This is a genomic window from Lysobacter sp. A421 (genome assembly GCF_054052145.1).
Genome location: NZ_JBSVRL010000002.1, coordinates 538,003 through 554,186 on the forward strand (window position 1 = coordinate 538,003; position 16,184 = coordinate 554,186).

The 16,184-nt window shown below is 65.6% G+C and carries 13 protein-coding genes and 1 pseudogene; 13 read left to right on the plus strand and 1 reads right to left on the minus strand.

Features of this window, described 5'->3' with window-relative positions:
- Positions 1-33 precede the first annotated feature (33 nt).
- Positions 34-756 (plus strand): hypothetical protein, encoded by a 723-nt coding sequence (locus tag ACW7G6_RS07855; RefSeq protein ID WP_456978150.1) that lies wholly within the window; start codon positions 34-36, stop codon positions 754-756.
- Between the two features lie 60 nt (positions 757-816).
- Here ACW7G6_RS07855 and ACW7G6_RS07860 read toward each other — a convergent pair whose 3' ends face one another.
- Positions 817-1,749: a carbohydrate kinase family protein gene (locus tag ACW7G6_RS07860; RefSeq protein WP_456997968.1), complete on the minus strand. Its 933-nt coding sequence runs from the start codon at positions 1,747-1,749 to the stop codon at positions 817-819.
- Between the two features lie 275 nt (positions 1,750-2,024).
- On the opposite strand from ACW7G6_RS07860, the gene ACW7G6_RS07865 reads away from it, so the two are divergent.
- From ACW7G6_RS07865 to ACW7G6_RS07920, 12 genes and pseudogenes are all read left to right on the plus strand, one after another.
- Positions 2,025-3,071: a rod shape-determining protein gene (locus tag ACW7G6_RS07865; protein WP_456978152.1), complete on the plus strand. Its 1,047-nt coding sequence runs from the start codon at positions 2,025-2,027 to the stop codon at positions 3,069-3,071.
- 37 nt (positions 3,072-3,108) lie between these two features.
- Positions 3,109-4,053 (plus strand): annotated as a pseudogene (mreC, locus tag ACW7G6_RS07870) (rod shape-determining protein MreC); the annotation flags it as partial.
- A 14-nt stretch (positions 4,054-4,067) separates the two neighbouring features.
- Positions 4,068-4,553 (plus strand): rod shape-determining protein MreD, encoded by a 486-nt coding sequence (gene mreD, locus ACW7G6_RS07875; RefSeq protein ID WP_456978153.1) that lies wholly within the window; start codon positions 4,068-4,070, stop codon positions 4,551-4,553.
- A gap of 3 nt (positions 4,554-4,556) precedes the next feature.
- Positions 4,557-6,503, plus strand: a complete 1,947-nt coding sequence (gene mrdA / locus ACW7G6_RS07880; protein ID WP_456978154.1) for a penicillin-binding protein 2 — start codon at positions 4,557-4,559, stop codon at positions 6,501-6,503.
- Positions 6,500-7,612, plus strand: coding sequence for a rod shape-determining protein RodA (rodA, locus tag ACW7G6_RS07885; protein WP_456978155.1), 1,113 nt, complete (start codon positions 6,500-6,502; stop codon positions 7,610-7,612). The genes mrdA and rodA overlap by 4 nt, the downstream gene beginning before the upstream one ends.
- Positions 7,613-7,692: 80 nt before the next feature.
- On the plus strand, positions 7,693-8,838 hold the full coding sequence (mltB, locus tag ACW7G6_RS07890; protein ID WP_456978156.1) for a lytic murein transglycosylase B: 1,146 nt from the start codon (positions 7,693-7,695) through the stop codon (positions 8,836-8,838).
- Positions 8,835-10,217, plus strand: coding sequence for a septal ring lytic transglycosylase RlpA family protein (locus ACW7G6_RS07895; RefSeq protein WP_456978157.1), 1,383 nt, complete (start codon positions 8,835-8,837; stop codon positions 10,215-10,217). Before mltB ends, ACW7G6_RS07895 begins: the two co-directional genes overlap by 4 nt.
- A 78-nt stretch (positions 10,218-10,295) precedes the next feature.
- On the plus strand, positions 10,296-11,513 hold the full coding sequence (locus ACW7G6_RS07900) for a D-alanyl-D-alanine carboxypeptidase family protein (protein WP_456978158.1): 1,218 nt from the start codon (positions 10,296-10,298) through the stop codon (positions 11,511-11,513).
- Positions 11,514-11,583: 70 nt separating this feature from the next.
- Positions 11,584-11,862, plus strand: a complete 279-nt coding sequence (locus ACW7G6_RS07905) for a DUF493 family protein (RefSeq protein ID WP_456978159.1) — start codon at positions 11,584-11,586, stop codon at positions 11,860-11,862.
- Positions 11,850-12,599 carry a lipoyl(octanoyl) transferase LipB gene (gene lipB / locus ACW7G6_RS07910; RefSeq protein ID WP_456978160.1) on the plus strand — a complete coding sequence of 250 codons (750 nt, stop codon included), beginning with the start codon at positions 11,850-11,852 and terminating at the stop codon, positions 12,597-12,599. Before ACW7G6_RS07905 ends, lipB begins: the two co-directional genes overlap by 13 nt.
- The gene (gene lipA / locus ACW7G6_RS07915) at positions 12,596-13,627 is read left to right on the plus strand and encodes a lipoyl synthase (RefSeq protein ID WP_456978161.1); all 1,032 of its coding nucleotides are present in this window, start codon (positions 12,596-12,598) and stop codon (positions 13,625-13,627) included. Before lipB ends, lipA begins: the two co-directional genes overlap by 4 nt.
- Before the next feature lie 240 nt (positions 13,628-13,867).
- Positions 13,868-16,111 carry a carboxy terminal-processing peptidase gene (locus tag ACW7G6_RS07920; RefSeq protein WP_456978813.1) on the plus strand — a complete coding sequence of 748 codons (2,244 nt, stop codon included), beginning with the start codon at positions 13,868-13,870 and terminating at the stop codon, positions 16,109-16,111.
- Positions 16,112-16,184: the final 73 nt, after the last annotated feature.

Here is a 16,184-nt window from a genome sequence, read left to right on the forward strand (position 1 = left end):
ATCTGGTCCCAATGAACACCAAGGAGTCGCGCAATGAGCAAGATCACATCGGCGTTGTTGCTGGCAGCGACCATCGCGCTGTCGGCGTGCCAGCCCGCGCCTGATCCGGAAGCCGTGCGCGCCCAGCAAGCCGCCGCGGCAGAGCAGCAGGCCGAAGCCATGGCGGCGCAGTTCGACGAGCAGTTCGTCGCCGGCAATTGGGATCTGGCCAAGGCCCATGGCGACGTGCTGTTTGCCGAGTATCCCGATAGCGCGGCGGCGGCGCGGATCAAGGCCCAGCATGCCGAGGCGGCGGAGAAGGCGCATGCGGCACGCGAGGCACGACGCACCGAGGCGCTGTGGGCATACCAGAGCCAACTGGTCGGCGCCAAGCAGCAACTGTCAGCGGCGATCTATGCCAAGGACAACGTCGAGACCGATGGGGCGACGGCACGGCCGGTGCGACTGATCTTCCGCGATCACCCCGAGTGGGGCGACAGCAGCTATATGGTGCTGGAGGCGGGTGATTTCGATTGCTACGGGGGTTGCCGGGTCACGGTCACGGTCGATGATGACGAACCGCGACGCATGGCCGCCAGCCGGCCCGACACCGATGACGCGATTGCGATGTTCATCGAGGACGAGGCCGCACTGTGGAAGCTGGCGAAAACCGCCGAAGTGATCTCGATCGAGTTCCCGGTCAAGGCCGGCGGGACGCGGACTGCCGTGTTCGAAGTCGGCGGCCTGGATCCGGCCCGGCTGCCGGACTGGAACTGACCGGCACGCGCTCGATCAGAACGTGCTCGATCAGAGCGTGCTCGATCAGAACGTAATCGATCAGAACGCGTAGCCAAATTGCTGGCGGAACTGCCCGGCGAATCCGGCCGCGTCGAAGCGCTGGTTCTGGGTGCCGGGGTGCTCGACCTTGAGTGCGCCCATCAGGTTGCCGATCCGGCCGATGGTCTCCCAGTCATAACCCTTCTCGATACCGAAGATCAGCCCGGCGCGGAACGCGTCGCCACAGCCGGTCGGGTCGGTGATGCGGCGCTCATGCGCGGGTGGGATATCCATGCTGGCGCCGTCGGCGTGGATCACCGCGCCCTTCGGCCCACGGGTGGCGATGTAGGCCTTCACCTTGCCGGCGATCTGCTGCTCGCTCCATCCGGTGCGCTCCTGCAGCAGGTTGGATTCGTAGTCGTTGACGGTGACGTAGTCGGCCAGCTCGATGAAGTTGCGCAACTCCTCGCCATTGAACAGCGGCATCGCCTGGCCGGGATCGAAGATGAAGGGAATGCCGCCCTCGGCGAATTCCCGCGCGTTCTGGATCATGCCGTCGTAGCCATCGGGACTGACGATGCCGATGGTCACGCCGGCCACGTCGCGCACGTGGTTCTCGTGCGAGCGCATCATCGCGCCGGGGTGGAATGCGGTGATCTGGTTGTTGTCCAGATCGGTGGTGATGAACGCCTGCGGGGTGAACAGCTCGTCGATCACCTTGACCTGGTCAAGCCGGATCTGCTGCTGCTCGAACCAGCCGCGATAGGGCCCGAAATCCTGGCCGACGGTGGCCATCGGGATCGGGTCGCCACCGAGCAGCTTGAGGTTGTAGGCGATGTTGCCGGCGCAACCACCGAACTCGCGGCGCATCCGCGGCACCAGGAACGAGACGTTCAGGATGTGCACCTTGTCCGGCAGGATGTGGTTCTTGAACTGATCGGGGAACACCATGATGGTGTCGTAGGCCAGCGAGCCGCAGATCAGGGCAGACATCGATAATCACACTCCGCAATTGCCGGCCGTCGTGGCCAGGCAGGATGAAAATGGGGGTTGGCGGGCCCGACGGAGGCCACGCCGCCCGATAGCGTAGCGGCTGCTACGGCCGTCGACCAGTCAAACGAGCCATCGGCGGTGGCCGGGGTGGCTTCGGGCGGAATGACCAAAACAGGTACAAAGCGCCGGAGAGCGCCATTTCTCCTTGCCCGGCAAGGGGGCGGTTGCTACGCTAGCCGACCGCCCCGGCACCCCATTTCACGGCCCAATCGACGATGTTCAAGAAGTTTCGCGGCATGTTCTCCAACGACCTGTCCATCGATCTGGGCACGGCCAACACCCTGATCTACGTACGTGGGCAGGGCATCGTCCTCAACGAACCATCGGTGGTCGCGGTGCGCCAGGACCGGATTGTTGGCGGTAACCGCACCGTGGTGGCCGTGGGTACCGAGGCCAAGATGATGCTGGGCCGGACGCCCGGGCACATCACCACAATCCGGCCGATGAAGGACGGCGTCATCGCCGACTTCACCTATACCGAGGAAATGCTCAAGCATTTCATCCGCAAGGTGCACAAGTCGCGCTTCCTGCGGCCCAGCCCGCGGGTGCTGGTGTGCGTGCCGTGCGGCTCGACCCAGGTCGAGCGCCGCGCGATCAAGGAATCGGCCGAGGAGGCCGGTGCACGCGAGGTGTACCTGATCGAAGAGCCGATGGCGGCGGCGATCGGCGCCGGCATGCCGGTGACCGAGGCGCGCGGCTCGATGGTGGTGGACATCGGCGGCGGTACCACCGAGGTCGCGGTGATCGCACTCAACGGCGTCGTCTACGCGGCGTCGGTGCGCATTGGTGGTGACCGTTTCGACGAGTCGATCATCGCCTACGTGCGCCGCACCTACGGCACCTTGATCGGTGAGGCGACCGCCGAGCGGGTCAAGGAAACCCTGGGTTGCGCGTACCCGCAGGAAGAGAACGCCAGCATGGAGATCACCGGCCGCAACCTGGCCGAGGGCGTGCCGAAGATGATCACCATCACCTCCAACGAGGTGCTCGATGCGCTGCGCGAGCCGCTGGCCGGCATCGTCACCGCGATCAAGCTGGCGCTGGAGCAGACCCCGCCGGAGTTGGGCGCGGATGTCGCCGAACGCGGCATCGTGCTGACCGGCGGTGGCGCGTTGCTGGCCGGCTTCGACCGCATGGTCAGCGAGGAAACCGGCCTGCACGTGCAGGTCGCCGATGATCCACTGACCTGTGTCGCCCGCGGTGGTGGACGGGCCCTGGAGTTGGTCGACATGCACGGCAACGAGTTCTTCGCACCCGACTGACCCCTTCACGAGCAAGACGGTTCCCGATTAAGCATCAGTGCCTTCCTACGCCAGCCCCACCACCCCCAACCGTCCTGGTGAAGTCGCCGGCACGCTGTGGTTGCTGGCGTATCTGACCCTGGCGGTGGCGTTGATCGTGCTGGACCACCGTGGCGGCTGGCTGCACCAGGCGCGCTACCAGGCGTCGGCGTTGGCGCAGCCCTTGTGGGCCGTGGCCGGCTGGCCGGGACGGATGGTGAGGAAGCTCTACGATGACGCCGGCACGCTGGCCCAGTTGGGCTCCGAGAATCAGCGTCTGCGCAATCAACTGCTGGTCAACAGCGCCCGGATCGCGCGCCTGCAGACGCTCGCATCCGACAACCATCGCCTGCGTGGCCTGCTGGATGCGGCCGATAGTGGGAGCCTGGATGTGCAGCTGGCGCCGATCCTGGATGTCGACCTGGATCCGACCCGGCAGCGGCTGGTACTGGATGCCGGCAGCAACGACGGCATCCACGTTGGCCAGAGCGTGATCGATGCCGGCGGCCTGGTGGGACAGGTCATCGCGGTCACGCCGATCCATTCGACCGTGTTGCTGCTGACCGATCCGTCCCATGCGGTGCCGGTGGCGGTGGCGCGTAACGGCGTGCGGCTGGTGGCCTACGGCGATGGCCGCAGCGACCTGCTGCGGGTGCCGAGCATTCCCCTGTCCAGCGATATCCGGGTCGGCGACCAGTTGGTGACCTCCGGACTGGGCGGACGGTTTCCTCCGGGCTTCCCGGTGGGGACCATCCTGTCGCTGCACCCGGATCACAGCCGGGCATTCCTGCTGGGTGAGATACGCCCGGCGGCCCAGCTTGATCGCGGGCGCGACGTGCTGCTGTTGCGCCTGGTACCGGCACCGGTGACTGACATCCCGACGACTGACATCCCGGTGACTGGCAACGGCGATTCGACCGACGCGACGGACGCGGCCGACGCACCCGAGCCGTCTGAAACACCTGCGCAGGTGCTGCCGTGAGGCGCTCGCGTCCGGCCTGGTTGCTGCCGCTCAGCGTGGTGGCCGGCTTGCTGGCGGGCCTGCTTCCGTTGCCGCCTTCGCTGCTGCCGCTACGACCCTTCTGGCTGGCGCTGGTGGTCGCTTACTGGGTCATCGAAGACCCCGAGCGGCTGGGACTGGGCTTTGCCTTTGTCGTAGGGCTGCTGGCCGATATCAGTTTTGGCAGCCTGCTGGGCGAGCACGCCCTGCGTCTGGTGGTGATTGCGTTCATCCTGCAACGCTTCCGCGCCCGGATACGGTTCTTCCCGTTGTGGCAGCAGGCGTTGGCGATCGGCGGGTTGTTGCTGAACGACCGCGTGGTTGCCGCCGGCATCCACGTAGCACTCGGCATCCAGCCATTGCCGATGATGTTCTGGCTCGCCTCGTTGACCGGGATGTTGTTGTGGGGCCCGGTGTTCCTGCTGCTGGACGCGCTGCGCCTGGGCAGCTGGCGCAGGAGCTAGGGCATGCGCCGTTTGCGCAAGGTGGTCAAGAATCCGGCGGCGGAATCCGGGCAGTTCCGCCGGCGCGCCGGGGTTGCGTTCGCCGGCGTGGTGCTGGCGCTGGGCGGGTTGGCACTGGGGTATTTCAGCCTGCAGGTCTGGCAGTACGAAGACTACGCGACACGCTCGGAGCAGAACCGGATCAAGCTGCAGCCGGTGGTGCCCGGGCGTGGCCTGATCTACGACCGCGACGGCCGGATCCTGGCCGACAACGTGCCGGCATTCCGCCTGGAGGTCACTCCCGGCGAGGCCGGCGACCCCGACAAGTGGCTACCGGAGTTGGCGGGCATCGTCGAGCTGTCGCCGCAGGACATCGAGGAGTTCCTGCAGGCGCGCAAGGTCACCCGTGGGTTCAAGGCGATCCCCCTGAAACTGCGCGTCACGCCGGAAGAGGTCGCCCGGTTCGCGGTCGACCGCTGGCGTTATCCGGGAATCGAGGTGGTGTCATACCTCAATCGCCGTTACCTGTACGGCGAGTTGCTGGCCCACGTGATCGGTTATGTCGGCCGGGTCGATGTCGAGGACCGGCAGACCATGGGCGAGGCGGGCATGTTGTTCAGCCATACCGGCAAGACCGGGGTGGAGCGTTTCTACGAGCAGGCGTTGCGCGGCAAGGTGGGGTACGAGAAGGTCGAGACCAATGTCGATGGTCGACCGATGCGGGTGGTCGGGCGGGTGGCGGCGACCCCTGGGGCGGACTTGCAGCTGTCGATCGACGTGGACCTGCAACGGGCCATCGTGGCGGCATTTGGCGATGCCGACGGCTCGGCGGTGGCGATCGATCCCAGGACCGGCCAGGTGCTGGCAATGGTCAGCCTGCCGTCGTACGACAGCAATCTGTTTGTCAACGGCATCTCCCATACCGACTACAACGGGCTGATCAACAATCCGTCGCGGCCACTGTTCAACCGCAACGTGCTGGGTGGTGGCCCGCCGGGATCGACGGTCAAGCCGATGGTGGCGCTGGCCGGGGTCGACAGCGGTCTTCGCACCCCCGACGACAAGACCTTTTCCAGCGGCGAGTTCCACATTCCGGGACAGAGCCGTGGTTATCGCGATTCGCACCGCGGCGGCCACGGTTGGGTCGATCTGCGCGATTCGATCTCGCAATCGGTCAACACCTACTACTACAAGCTTGCCCTGGACATGGGCATCGATATGTTCGCCCAATACATGCATCGCTACGGGTTCGGCGAGAAGACCGGTATCGACCTGGCGGGAGAGACCGACGGGGTGGTGCCGTCGCGCGATTACAAGCGATCAATCAGTACCGAGCCGTGGTACCCCGGCGAGACGGTGATCTCCGGCATCGGCCAGGGCTACTGGATTGCCAGTGCGCTGCAACTGGTGCGTGCCACCGCGGCGATTGCGAACGGCGGCGACCTGCACGAGCTGCGACTGCTGCAGGCCCGGCGCGACCGCTACGGCGCCCCCTGGCAGCCGCTGGCGGAGACACCCAGCTCACCGATCACCGACAACCCCGGGCATCTGCGTGCGGTACAGGAAGGGATGGTGGCCACCGTCAACGGACCCCGCGGCACGGCCCGCGCGACCGGCCGCGGCGCGCCGTACACCATCGCCGGCAAGACCGGCACCGCCCAGCGCTCCAGCCGCAAGGGCAACATCAGCCGTGATCCGCACTCGCTGCCTTACCACCTGCGTCATACCGCGTTGTTCATTGGATACGCACCGGCGGAAGAGCCGACGATCGCGATCGCGGTGGTGGTCGAGCACGGCGGCTACGGTGGCAGCGCCGCTGCGCCGATCGCGCGTGCCGGCTTTGATGCCTGGTTGTTGGGCAAGATGCCGGATGGCCTGGCGCCGCTGGACGACAGCGCGACCGAGCCGGCAACCGATGCGCCGCTGGATCCATCAGCGACCGCCACCGCCGAGGAGCCAGCTACGCCATGAGCGTGATCCTGCGCTGGTTGTTCGACCTGCTGCGGCGCGGCGTGCGCACGCTCGACTGGCTATTGCTGGGGGCGTTGCTGGCGCTGATGGCGATTGGTCTGGCGGTGCTCTACAGCGCCGGTGGCCAGTCGACTGCTCTGGTGGTGGCGCAGGGTTCACGGTTTGCGGTGGGGCTGGGTGCGCTGTGGCTGCTTTCCCGGTTGCCGCCCATCCAGCTGCGCAACTGGACCCCGTTGGCCTATGGCATCGCATTGGTGCCGCTGCTAGTGGTGCTGTTTATCGGTCAGGGCCGCCACGGGGCTCACTGGATCAACCTGGGGCTGTTCTACTTCCAGCCCGCCGAGCTGCTGAAGCTGGCATTGCCGATGATGGTGGCGTGGTATCTCAACCGTCAGCCGCTGCCGCCGCGGTTCTCCGTGGTGCTGGTCGCGGCCGCGATCATCATCGTGCCGACCGGACTGATACTGCTGCAGCCGGACTTCGGCACCGCCATGCTGGTGGGCATCAGCGGTGCGTTCGTGCTGTACCTGGCAGGACTGTCGTGGTGGTGGTTCGGTGCCGGCTTTGGTGCGGTTGCCGCCAGCGCGCCGGCGGCGTGGTTCTGGTTGCTCAAGCCTTACCAGAAAGACCGCATCCTGGTGTTTCTCGATCCCGAGAGCGACCCGCTGGGCGCCGGCTGGAACATCATCCAGAGCAAGATCGCGATCGGCGGCGGTGGCTTCACCGGAAAGGGCTGGGGTGAGGGTACCCAGGCCCACCTCAACTATATTCCCGAGCACACCACCGACTTCATTTTCGCCGTGCTCAGCGAGGAATTCGGCTGGATCGGCGTGGCAGTGACGTTGACGTTGTACATGTTCGTGGTGGGGCGCTGCCTGTGGATTGCCGCCCAGGCGCGCGATGGGTATTCGCGACTGCTGGCCGGATCGCTTGGCCTGGCATTCTGCGTCTATGTGGTGGTCAACGGCGGCATGGTGGCCGGGTTGATGCCGGTGGTGGGGGTGCCGATGCCGCTGCTGAGTTACGGCGGCACCTCGGCGGTGTCCTTGCTGGCGGGCATGGGCGTGGTGATGGCAGTGCGCGCGCATCGACCGGTGCACGGGCGTTGAGACAACCCCACCTGACTCATGGCGTCGTGATACGTCTTCAACGGTTCTGGGACTTTCGCGTGCGTGGTAATCTCGCCGCGATGACACGCCAACTCGCCAGTCGCGCCCTGCTATGTGCGCTCCCGCTCGTGCTGGTGGCCTGCGCCACGCAGACGCCGCCGCCGACTCCTCAATCTGAGCCGCCCCAGATGGCCGAGCCGGTGGCGCCGACGCCACCGACATCGACGCCGGTGGTGTCCAATGCGCAGCCGATCGAACAGGCGGTGCCGGTCTTCGTGCGCACCGCAGCGGCCAAGTACGACGTTGATGCCGATTACATCACCACGGTGCTGGGCCAGGCGGAGATCCGCGACAGCATCATCACCGCGATGACGCGCCCGGCAGAGGCCAAGCCATGGAGCGGCTATCGGCCGATCTTCATCACCCAGGGCCGGATCGACCAGGGTCGGGCGTTCCTGGCCAAGCACCGTGATGCGCTGGCAAAGGTCGAGGCCGAGTACGGCGTCCCGCCCGAGATCATCGTGGCCATCCTGGGCGTGGAAACCAGCTATGGCGGCAATGCCGGCAGCTACCCGGTGATCGATGCGCTGTACACGCTGGGATTCGCCTACCCCCGCACCAACCTGCCCGGCAAGATCGAGCGTGAGAATACCCGCGAGGCGTTCTTCCGCGACGAGCTGGCGCAGCTGTTCGCGCTGGGCAAGGAGGCGGGTTTCGACATCACCACCAAGAAAGGCAGCTATGCCGGGGCGATGGGCTGGGGCCAGTTCATGCCGTCCAGCTACCGCGACTACGCCGTTGATGGCAACGGCGATGGCAAGATCGACCTGTTCAATGACCTGGACGACGTGTTTGCATCGGTCGCCAATTACTTCGTGGAAAAGGGCGGCTGGCAGCGCGGGGAGCCGATCACCGTGCGTGCGATCCGTGCCGGCGATGCGCAGGACTTCGAACCCGAAGGGCTGGAGCCGCGCTATACGCTGGACCAGCTGGCCGCGCGCGGGTACACGCCGGCGGTTCCGGTGACCGGGGCGGGGGCGGACACTGCGACCCTGCTGAACCTGGATGGCGTGGATGGCAGGGAGTACTGGTTCGGGTTCCAGAACTTCTACGCGATCACCCGCTACAACATCTCCAAGCATTACGCGATGGCCGTTTATCAGCTGTCGGAGGCCATTGCCGGACGTGAGATCCCGGTCGCCGGCACGGGCCAGCCGGGCGCATGAAGCGGCTGCTGGTCGCGATCCTGGTCATCGGTCTGGCGTCCTGCGCCAGTGCCCCTGAAAAGCCGGCCACCGCGCCCGGTGCGGCCGCCGACCAGGACCGCGGCACCAGCAGCAAGCGAAAGTCTCCCTACCCTGCTGCCAAGGAGGACCTGAGCAAGCGCGGCGATTACACCGCCGGCGGCCTTTACGCGCCGCACATCGCCGATTCCGCACCCGATGTGGATATCGACGTCTCGTTGATCCCCGAGCCCACAGTGGTGGCCGTGGACCGGTCGCGTTACGGCAACCGGTCGACCTACAGCGTGCTGGGCAAGAAATACCACGTCATGGACGACAGCGAGGGCTATGTCGAGCGTGGCAAGGCCTCCTACTACGGCAACAAGTTCCATGGCCGGCGCACTTCCAACATGGAGGTGTACGACATGTACGCCTTCACCGCTGCCCACAAGACCCTGCCGCTGCCCAGCTTTGCCCAGGTCACCAACCTGGACAACGGCAAGACGGTGGTGGTGCGGGTCAATGACCGCGGACCGTTCCACGAAGGCCGGGTGATCGACCTGAGCTATGCCGCCGCGCTCAAGCTGGGCATCACCCAGGCCGGCACCGGGCGAGTGGAAGTGCGCGCGCTGCAGCCCGGCGAGGGTGGCTCGACCTACGCCGGCGACGCCCCCGCCACCAATGACACAGCCGCCGTTGCCGCGGCCACGCCAGCGGCGCCGGCCAGTTCGATGGACAAGCTGGTGGCGTCGTTGCCGGTTGCGGCCGCCGGTGCGGTCAAGCTGCCACCGGGGGTGAGGATTGCCACCGGTAAACCGAGCCCCGCTGCCGGTGCGGCGGAAAGCCCGGCGACAGCTCCGGCGGTGGCCGCTGCCTCTACCGCCGGCACCGTCGCGGCGCCTGGTTCGACGGCGCAGCAATGGCGTTTCGACATGAACCAGGACGGCAGGACCATGACGGCCGAGGAATTCGATACCTGGATGCAGCAGCGCCGGGTACGCGTCGCCACCGGACGGCCGGGAAAGCCCGATCGCGCCGCCACCACAGCCAGCCCGGTGACCGACCACCCTGCCAGTCCGGCCCAGGCCGCCGCGGAGGTGGCCAATGCCGTGGCCGCTGGCGCTACCGCGTCCGATGCGCGCGTGTCTGACGAGAGCGTGACCTTGCAGGTCGCAAGTTTTGCCGGGCGTGACAATGCCGATCGCGCGTTGGCAATGTTGCGCGGGGCCGGTATCGCCGATGCCAGCCTTCAGGACGCCAAGGCCAATGGTCAGCGTGTCTGGCGCCTGCGCGTCGGCCCGCTGCACGCCGATGCCGCACCGGCGTTGGCCAGCCGCATTGCCGGCCTGGGCTTTGGCGCACCGCAACGCGTCATCGAATGATTACCCCTTCCTTCCAGATGTCCCGATAAAGATATCCCGATACACATCGGCCGCGCGTCGACCCGGAGCAGTTCAACGATGAAGTCCCCAACCGTCTTTCGATCGATCAGTCTTGCCGCACTGGCCACCTTTGCCGTCGGTCTGGCCTTTGCCCAGACGCCCGCGCTGCCAAAGCCGGCGGCGCTCGCGCCGGCCAGCGAATCGCTGCCGGTGCCGCCGCCGCCCGAGGTGGTGGGAGAGGCATGGATCGTGATGGACGCGGCCAGCGGCAATGTGTTGGCGGGAGAAAATATCGACGTCCCGTTGCCGCCGGCCAGCATCACCAAGGTCATGACCAGCTATGTGATCGCCGCCGAAATGGCCGGCGGCAAGGTCAAGGCCGACGATCAGGTGAGGATGACCGAGAACGCCTGGCGCAAGGGTGGTGCGGGCACCGATGGCAGTTACTCGGGTTTCCAGGTCAACCAGTCGGCGCCGCTGCTGGAGATGGAGAAGGGCATGGTGGTGCAGTCGGGCAACGATGCCGCGATTGCGCTGGCCGAGCATGTCGCCGGCAGTGAAGATGCGTTTGCCGCGCTGATGAACCAGTACGCCGAGCGCATCGGCATGAAAAACACCCGTTTCGTCAATGCCACCGGTCTGACCGACGAAGGCCACGTGTCCACGGCCCGCGACCTGGCGTTGCTGGGCCGGGCGCTGGCGTTGAATTTCCCGGAGACCTACGCCTACAACAAGATCAAGGAATTCACTGTCGGTCCGATCACCCAGCCCAACCGCAACGTGCTGTTGTGGCGCGACAAGAGCGTGGATGGCATCAAGACCGGGCACACCTCGGCCGCCGGCTACTGCCTGATGGCCTCGGCCAAGCGCGGTGACCAGCGGCTGGTTTCGGTGGTGCTTGGCTCAAGCTCGGAAAAGCAGCGCGCCGATGACAGCCAGGCCCTGCTCAACTGGGGATTCCGCTTCTACGAGACGCACAAGCTGTATGACGCGGACACCTCGATTGCGACCCAGAAGGTCTGGAAGGGCACCGCCGACGAGGTCCAGCTTGGGGTGGCCGAGCCGTTGCTGGTCACCTTGCCGCGGGGCAAGTACGAGCAGCTCAAGCCGACCATGGATGTACCCAAGACCCTGGTCGCGCCGATTGCCAAGGGCCAGGCGATCGGCAGCGTGAAGGTCACGCTGGACGGGAAGGTCATTGCCGAGCGGCCGCTGGTCGCGCTGGCCGCGATCGAAGAAGGCGGCTTCTTCAAGCGCCTGTGGCACGAGCTGCTGATGTGGTGGGAATCGGTCTGAGTAGGCGCTCATGACACAGCGTTCCCGCTGACAGCTTGGGTTGGCGGCGGGCCGTACCCATAATTGACCGATGGACATAACCTCTGACAATCCCGAACACGGGTTCCAGTTTCCCGGTGAATTCCAGCTCAGCGCCATGGGCGCGGCCGATATCGGACTGGAGCAGGAACTGCCGCAACGCTTGCTCGATGCCGGTATCGAAGTGCGCAGCGAACGCATCGACTGGAAACACTCGTCCAACGGCAAGTACGTCTCGGTGCGGATCGTGTTTCTGGCGGACAGCCGCGCGCAATACGATCTCGCCCATCAGGTGCTGCGCGACCACCCGGAAGTAAAGTGGACGCTGTAGTTGCCACGCAGGATCCGCCGCTCCTGCGGCCTGCCGCCAAGCTGCGTGACCTGGCGGGCCGCCAACCCTACGAGCCGGTCTGGCGCGCGATGCAGGCCTTTACCGACGCGCGCGATGGCGACACCGCCGATGAGCTGTGGCTGGTCGAACATGAGCCGGTATTCACCCTCGGCCAGGCCGGCAAGCCCGAGCACGTGCTGGCCGCGGGCGACATCCCGGTGATCCATGTCGACCGCGGCGGCCAGGTGACCTACCACGGTCCCGGGCAGTTGGTGTTGTATCCGCTGCTGGACCTGCGCCGGCTGAAGATCGGGGTGCGCGAGTACGTGTGCCGGATCGAGCAGTCGGTCATCGACACCCTGGCCGATTGGAACATCACCGCGGTTCGCCGCGCAGGCGCGCCCGGGGTCTATGTGGCCGGCGCCAAGATCGCCGCACTGGGTATCCGGGTGCGACGCGGCTGCACCTTCCACGGGCTGGCGCTCAATGTCGACATGGACCTGTCGCCATTCCAGCGCATAAACCCCTGTGGTTACGCGGGGTTGCAGGTGGCCTCGATGGTAGACTTTGGCGGTCCTTCGGGACTTGAAGCGGTCAAGCCGGCGCTGGTCGGACACCTGGCGAGCCAGTTTGGACTGGCGGTCGAAGCCGCCGCGAATGAGTTTCTCCCGCCTTCATCCAGTCCCCCGGTGGAGATGGCGCCGGCGGCCAACATCAAGAGCACTGTATCGCCATGACCGACTCCGCCAGCACAGGCGCCGCAAAATCCATTCCGCTGGCCGTTGTTGCCAATGACGCCCCGGCGCCGCCGCAGCTCACACCGCTGCAACCCGGCGTGAAGCAAGTGGCCGGCGACAAGATCGGCCGCTCACCGGTGCAGTTTGCCGACGCGCCGGTATTGCGCAAGCCATCCTGGATCAGGGTCCGGATTCCGTCCGGAAATGCGGTCGCCAAGCTCAAGGAGAAGTTGCGCGAGAACCGCTTGATCACGGTCTGCGAGGAAGCCAGCTGCCCCAATATCCACGAGTGCTTCAGCCATGGCACCGCAACCTTCATGATCCTGGGCGAGGTCTGCACCCGTCGCTGCAGCTTCTGCGACGTCGCCCACGGCCGCCCCCAGCCCCCGGACCCGGCCGAGCCGCTGCACCTGGCGCAGACGGTCAAGGACATGGGCCTGAAATACGTCGTGGTGACTTCGGTCGACCGCGACGACCTGCGTGACGGTGGCGCCAGCCATTTTGTTGACTGCATCGTGGCCATCCGCGAGTTCAGTCCGCGCACCAAGATCGAGATCCTGACCCCGGACTTCCGCGGCAAGGGCCGGATGGACCGTGCTTTGGAGATCCTGGCCAGTCACCCGCCCGATGTGTTCAACCACAATCTGGAAACGGTGCCGCATCTGTATCGCAACGTCCGTCCGGGCGCCGACTACCAGTGGTCGTTGACACTGCTGAAGAAGTTCAAGGCACAACATCCCGACGTCGCGACCAAGTCCGGGATCATGCTCGGCCTGGGCGAGACCATGGAGCAGGTGCAGGAGACCTTGCGTGATCTGCGTGCGCACGACGTCGACATGATCACCATCGGCCAGTACCTGCAGCCCAGCGCCCATCACCACCCGGTGATGCGCTACTGGACGCCGGATGAATTCAAGCAACTGGAAGTATTCGGCATGGAACTGGGCTTCAGTCACGTCGCCTCCGGCCCGCTGGTGCGCTCGTCCTACCATGCGGACCGTTCGGCGGCGGAGGCCGGTGTGGCCTGATGGCGGTATCGGGTTCCCACCCGGCGCACCTGCCGGGCAGCCAAACGCGATCAAACTGAACCAAAACCATCATTGAAGGGGTTGATTGCGCCTGTTTCGGGGTTTTCCCGGGCCGATGTCGTGACAGCGGCAGCAACTTTAGGCACTGTCGACTTGTCCAAGATATTTGCAACCTGAGTTCCATGGCCCCGCGCCAGGCCTATCCCCCCTTCACTATTGGCCGCCCAGCCCTATTCCATGATCAACACTCCCCTGCTTGCGTTGCTGCTGACCGCGCCCCTGGCGATGTTGGGGCATGCCGACACCACTTCCCCATCCGTCGCGCCCATGCCGGTAGCGCCGCCAGTGACCCAGGTCGCCGCGGAAAAACCCAGCCTGAGCATGGACCTGCCAGACAACGTGACCCCCGACCAGGCCACGGCGGCCAAGCTGGTCTACGGCTTGTTGTCCGACAGCCGTTACGCCTATCGGCCACAGCCGCTTGACGATGCGTTGTCGGCCGACATGTACACGCGCTACCTGGAAGCGCTCGACGGCGGCAAGCAGTTTTTCACCCAGGCCGATATTTCCAGTTTTGACCAGTACCGCACCGAGCTTGACGACGCCATCAAGAGTGGCCAGATGCAGCCGGCATACGAGATCTTTGATCTCTATGGCAAGCGCGTGATGGAACGGGTCGCCTATGCCCGCGCATTGTTGAAGCAGGACATGTTCGATTTCTCCGGCGATGACCGTTTCCATTACGACCGTGAGGATGCGCCTTGGGCGGCCGACGCGGCCGAGCTGGATCAACTGTGGAAGCAATCGGTTCGCAACGACTGGCTGCGCTTGAAGCTGGCAGGAAAGGAGGCCGACAAGATCCGCGAGACGCTGGACAAGCGTTACGGCAACCTGGCCGAGAACATCACCCAGTTGGAGGGTCAGGACGTGTTCCAGACCTTCCTCAACAGCTATACCAGTGCGATTGACCCGCACACCAGTTACTTCACGCCGCGCTCGGCGGAGAACTTCAACCTGTCGATGTCACTGTCGCTGGAAGGCATCGGCGCGGTGCTGCAAAAGCAGGACGACATCGTTGCAATCCGCGAGATCGTGCCCGGTGGGCCGGCCGACAAATCCGCCATCCTGGCGCCTGGTGACCGCGTGGTTGGTGTCGGCCAGGACGAAGAGGGTCCGATGGAAGACGTGATCGGCTGGCGCATCGACAACGTGGTCGAGCTGATTCGTGGGCCCAAGGACTCCCAGGTGCGCCTGGACATCATCCCGGCCGAGGCCGGGCTGGACAGCAAGCCGGTACGGGTGCTGATCACCCGCGACAAGGTGCGGCTGGAGGACCAGGCGGCGAAGTCGAAAGTGTTGGAAATCGAAGGCGAGGGCGACGTCCCGGACCAGCGGATCGGCGTCATCGAGCTGCCCGGTTTCTACCAGGACTTTGAAGGTCGCCGGCTGAACAAGGACGACTATGCCTCCGCCACGCGCGACGTTGCCAAGCTGCTGGCCGAACTGGAGGCCGATGGCGTGGATGGTGTGGTTCTGGACCTGCGCAACAACGGTGGCGGGTCATTGAACGAGGCGATCGAGTTGACCGGTTTGTTCATCGATCAAGGACCGGTGGTGCAGGTGCGCGAGTCCGGCGGTCGGGTCAGTGTCAATGGTGACGAGGATCGCGGCGTGGCGTGGGATGGCCCGTTTGCGGTGCTGGTCAATCGGGGTTCCGCATCGGCCTCGGAGATCTTCGCCGGTGCGATCCAGGACTACGGCCGCGGCCTGGTGATCGGTGAGACCACCTTCGGCAAGGGCACCGTGCAGAACCTGGTCGACCTGGACCGCTGGCCGGCGACCGAGGAAGAGCGCTTCGGCCAGGTCAAGCTGACCGTCGCCCAGTTCTTCCTGCCCGATGGCAGCTCGACCCAGAACAAGGGCGTGGTGCCGGACATCAACTTCCCCGCCTCGGTCGATGCCAGCGAATACGGCGAGAGCACCTACGACAACGCGTTGCCCTGGACCCGGATCGCCGGCGTGCCGCACGTCAGCTACGGCAACTTCCAGCCCTTGTTGCCGAAGCTTGAGACCCTGCATGCCGAACGGATTGTCGAGAGCCTGGAGTTCACGTGGTGGAACGAGGATGTCGCCAGGTTCCGCAAGGAAGCCGACAAGACCTCGATCTCCTTGAACGAGCAGGAGCGTCGGACCGAGCGTGATGCCAACGAGGCGCGACGACAGCAACGCCAGGACACCCGCAAGGAGCTGGGCCTGGCGCTGGATCCGCTGGCGCTGGCTTCCGCTGACGACGGCCTGACCGCCAACGAGCGCGACATCATCAAGGACACCGCGCGCGAGAAGGCGGCCGAAGATCGTCCCGACCCGCTGCTGCAGGAGTCCGCGGCGATCCTTGCCGACGCGATCTACCTGCTGGGCAACGACGCGCAGCTGTCCAGCGTGGTGCTGCCGCAGTCGACCGTTGTTGGCAGCTGGGCCGACTGAAAACGAGCCGACGTGATAGCGCAAGTCACCAGACAACACGGGCGCCGTCGGGTGCCCGTGTTGTTTTGGGTCA

Excerpts from the sequence above, each read along its gene's own strand:
- ACW7G6_RS07855 (WP_456978150.1), top strand. The coding sequence starts at position 34 with ATGAGCAAGATCACATCGGCGTTGTTGCTGGCAGCGACCATCGCGCTG.
- ACW7G6_RS07860 (WP_456997968.1), bottom strand. The coding sequence starts at position 1,749 with ATGTCTGCCCTGATCTGCGGCTCGCTGGCCTACGACACCATCATGGTG.
- ACW7G6_RS07865 (WP_456978152.1), top strand. The coding sequence starts at position 2,025 with ATGTTCAAGAAGTTTCGCGGCATGTTCTCCAACGACCTGTCCATCGAT.
- mrdA (WP_456978154.1), top strand. The coding sequence starts at position 4,557 with ATGCGCCGTTTGCGCAAGGTGGTCAAGAATCCGGCGGCGGAATCCGGG.
- rodA (WP_456978155.1), top strand. The coding sequence starts at position 6,500 with ATGAGCGTGATCCTGCGCTGGTTGTTCGACCTGCTGCGGCGCGGCGTG.
- mltB (WP_456978156.1), top strand. The coding sequence starts at position 7,693 with ATGACACGCCAACTCGCCAGTCGCGCCCTGCTATGTGCGCTCCCGCTC.
- ACW7G6_RS07895 (WP_456978157.1), top strand. The coding sequence starts at position 8,835 with ATGAAGCGGCTGCTGGTCGCGATCCTGGTCATCGGTCTGGCGTCCTGC.
- ACW7G6_RS07900 (WP_456978158.1), top strand. The coding sequence starts at position 10,296 with ATGAAGTCCCCAACCGTCTTTCGATCGATCAGTCTTGCCGCACTGGCC.
- ACW7G6_RS07905 (WP_456978159.1), top strand. The coding sequence starts at position 11,584 with ATGGACATAACCTCTGACAATCCCGAACACGGGTTCCAGTTTCCCGGT.
- lipA (WP_456978161.1), top strand. The coding sequence starts at position 12,596 with ATGACCGACTCCGCCAGCACAGGCGCCGCAAAATCCATTCCGCTGGCC.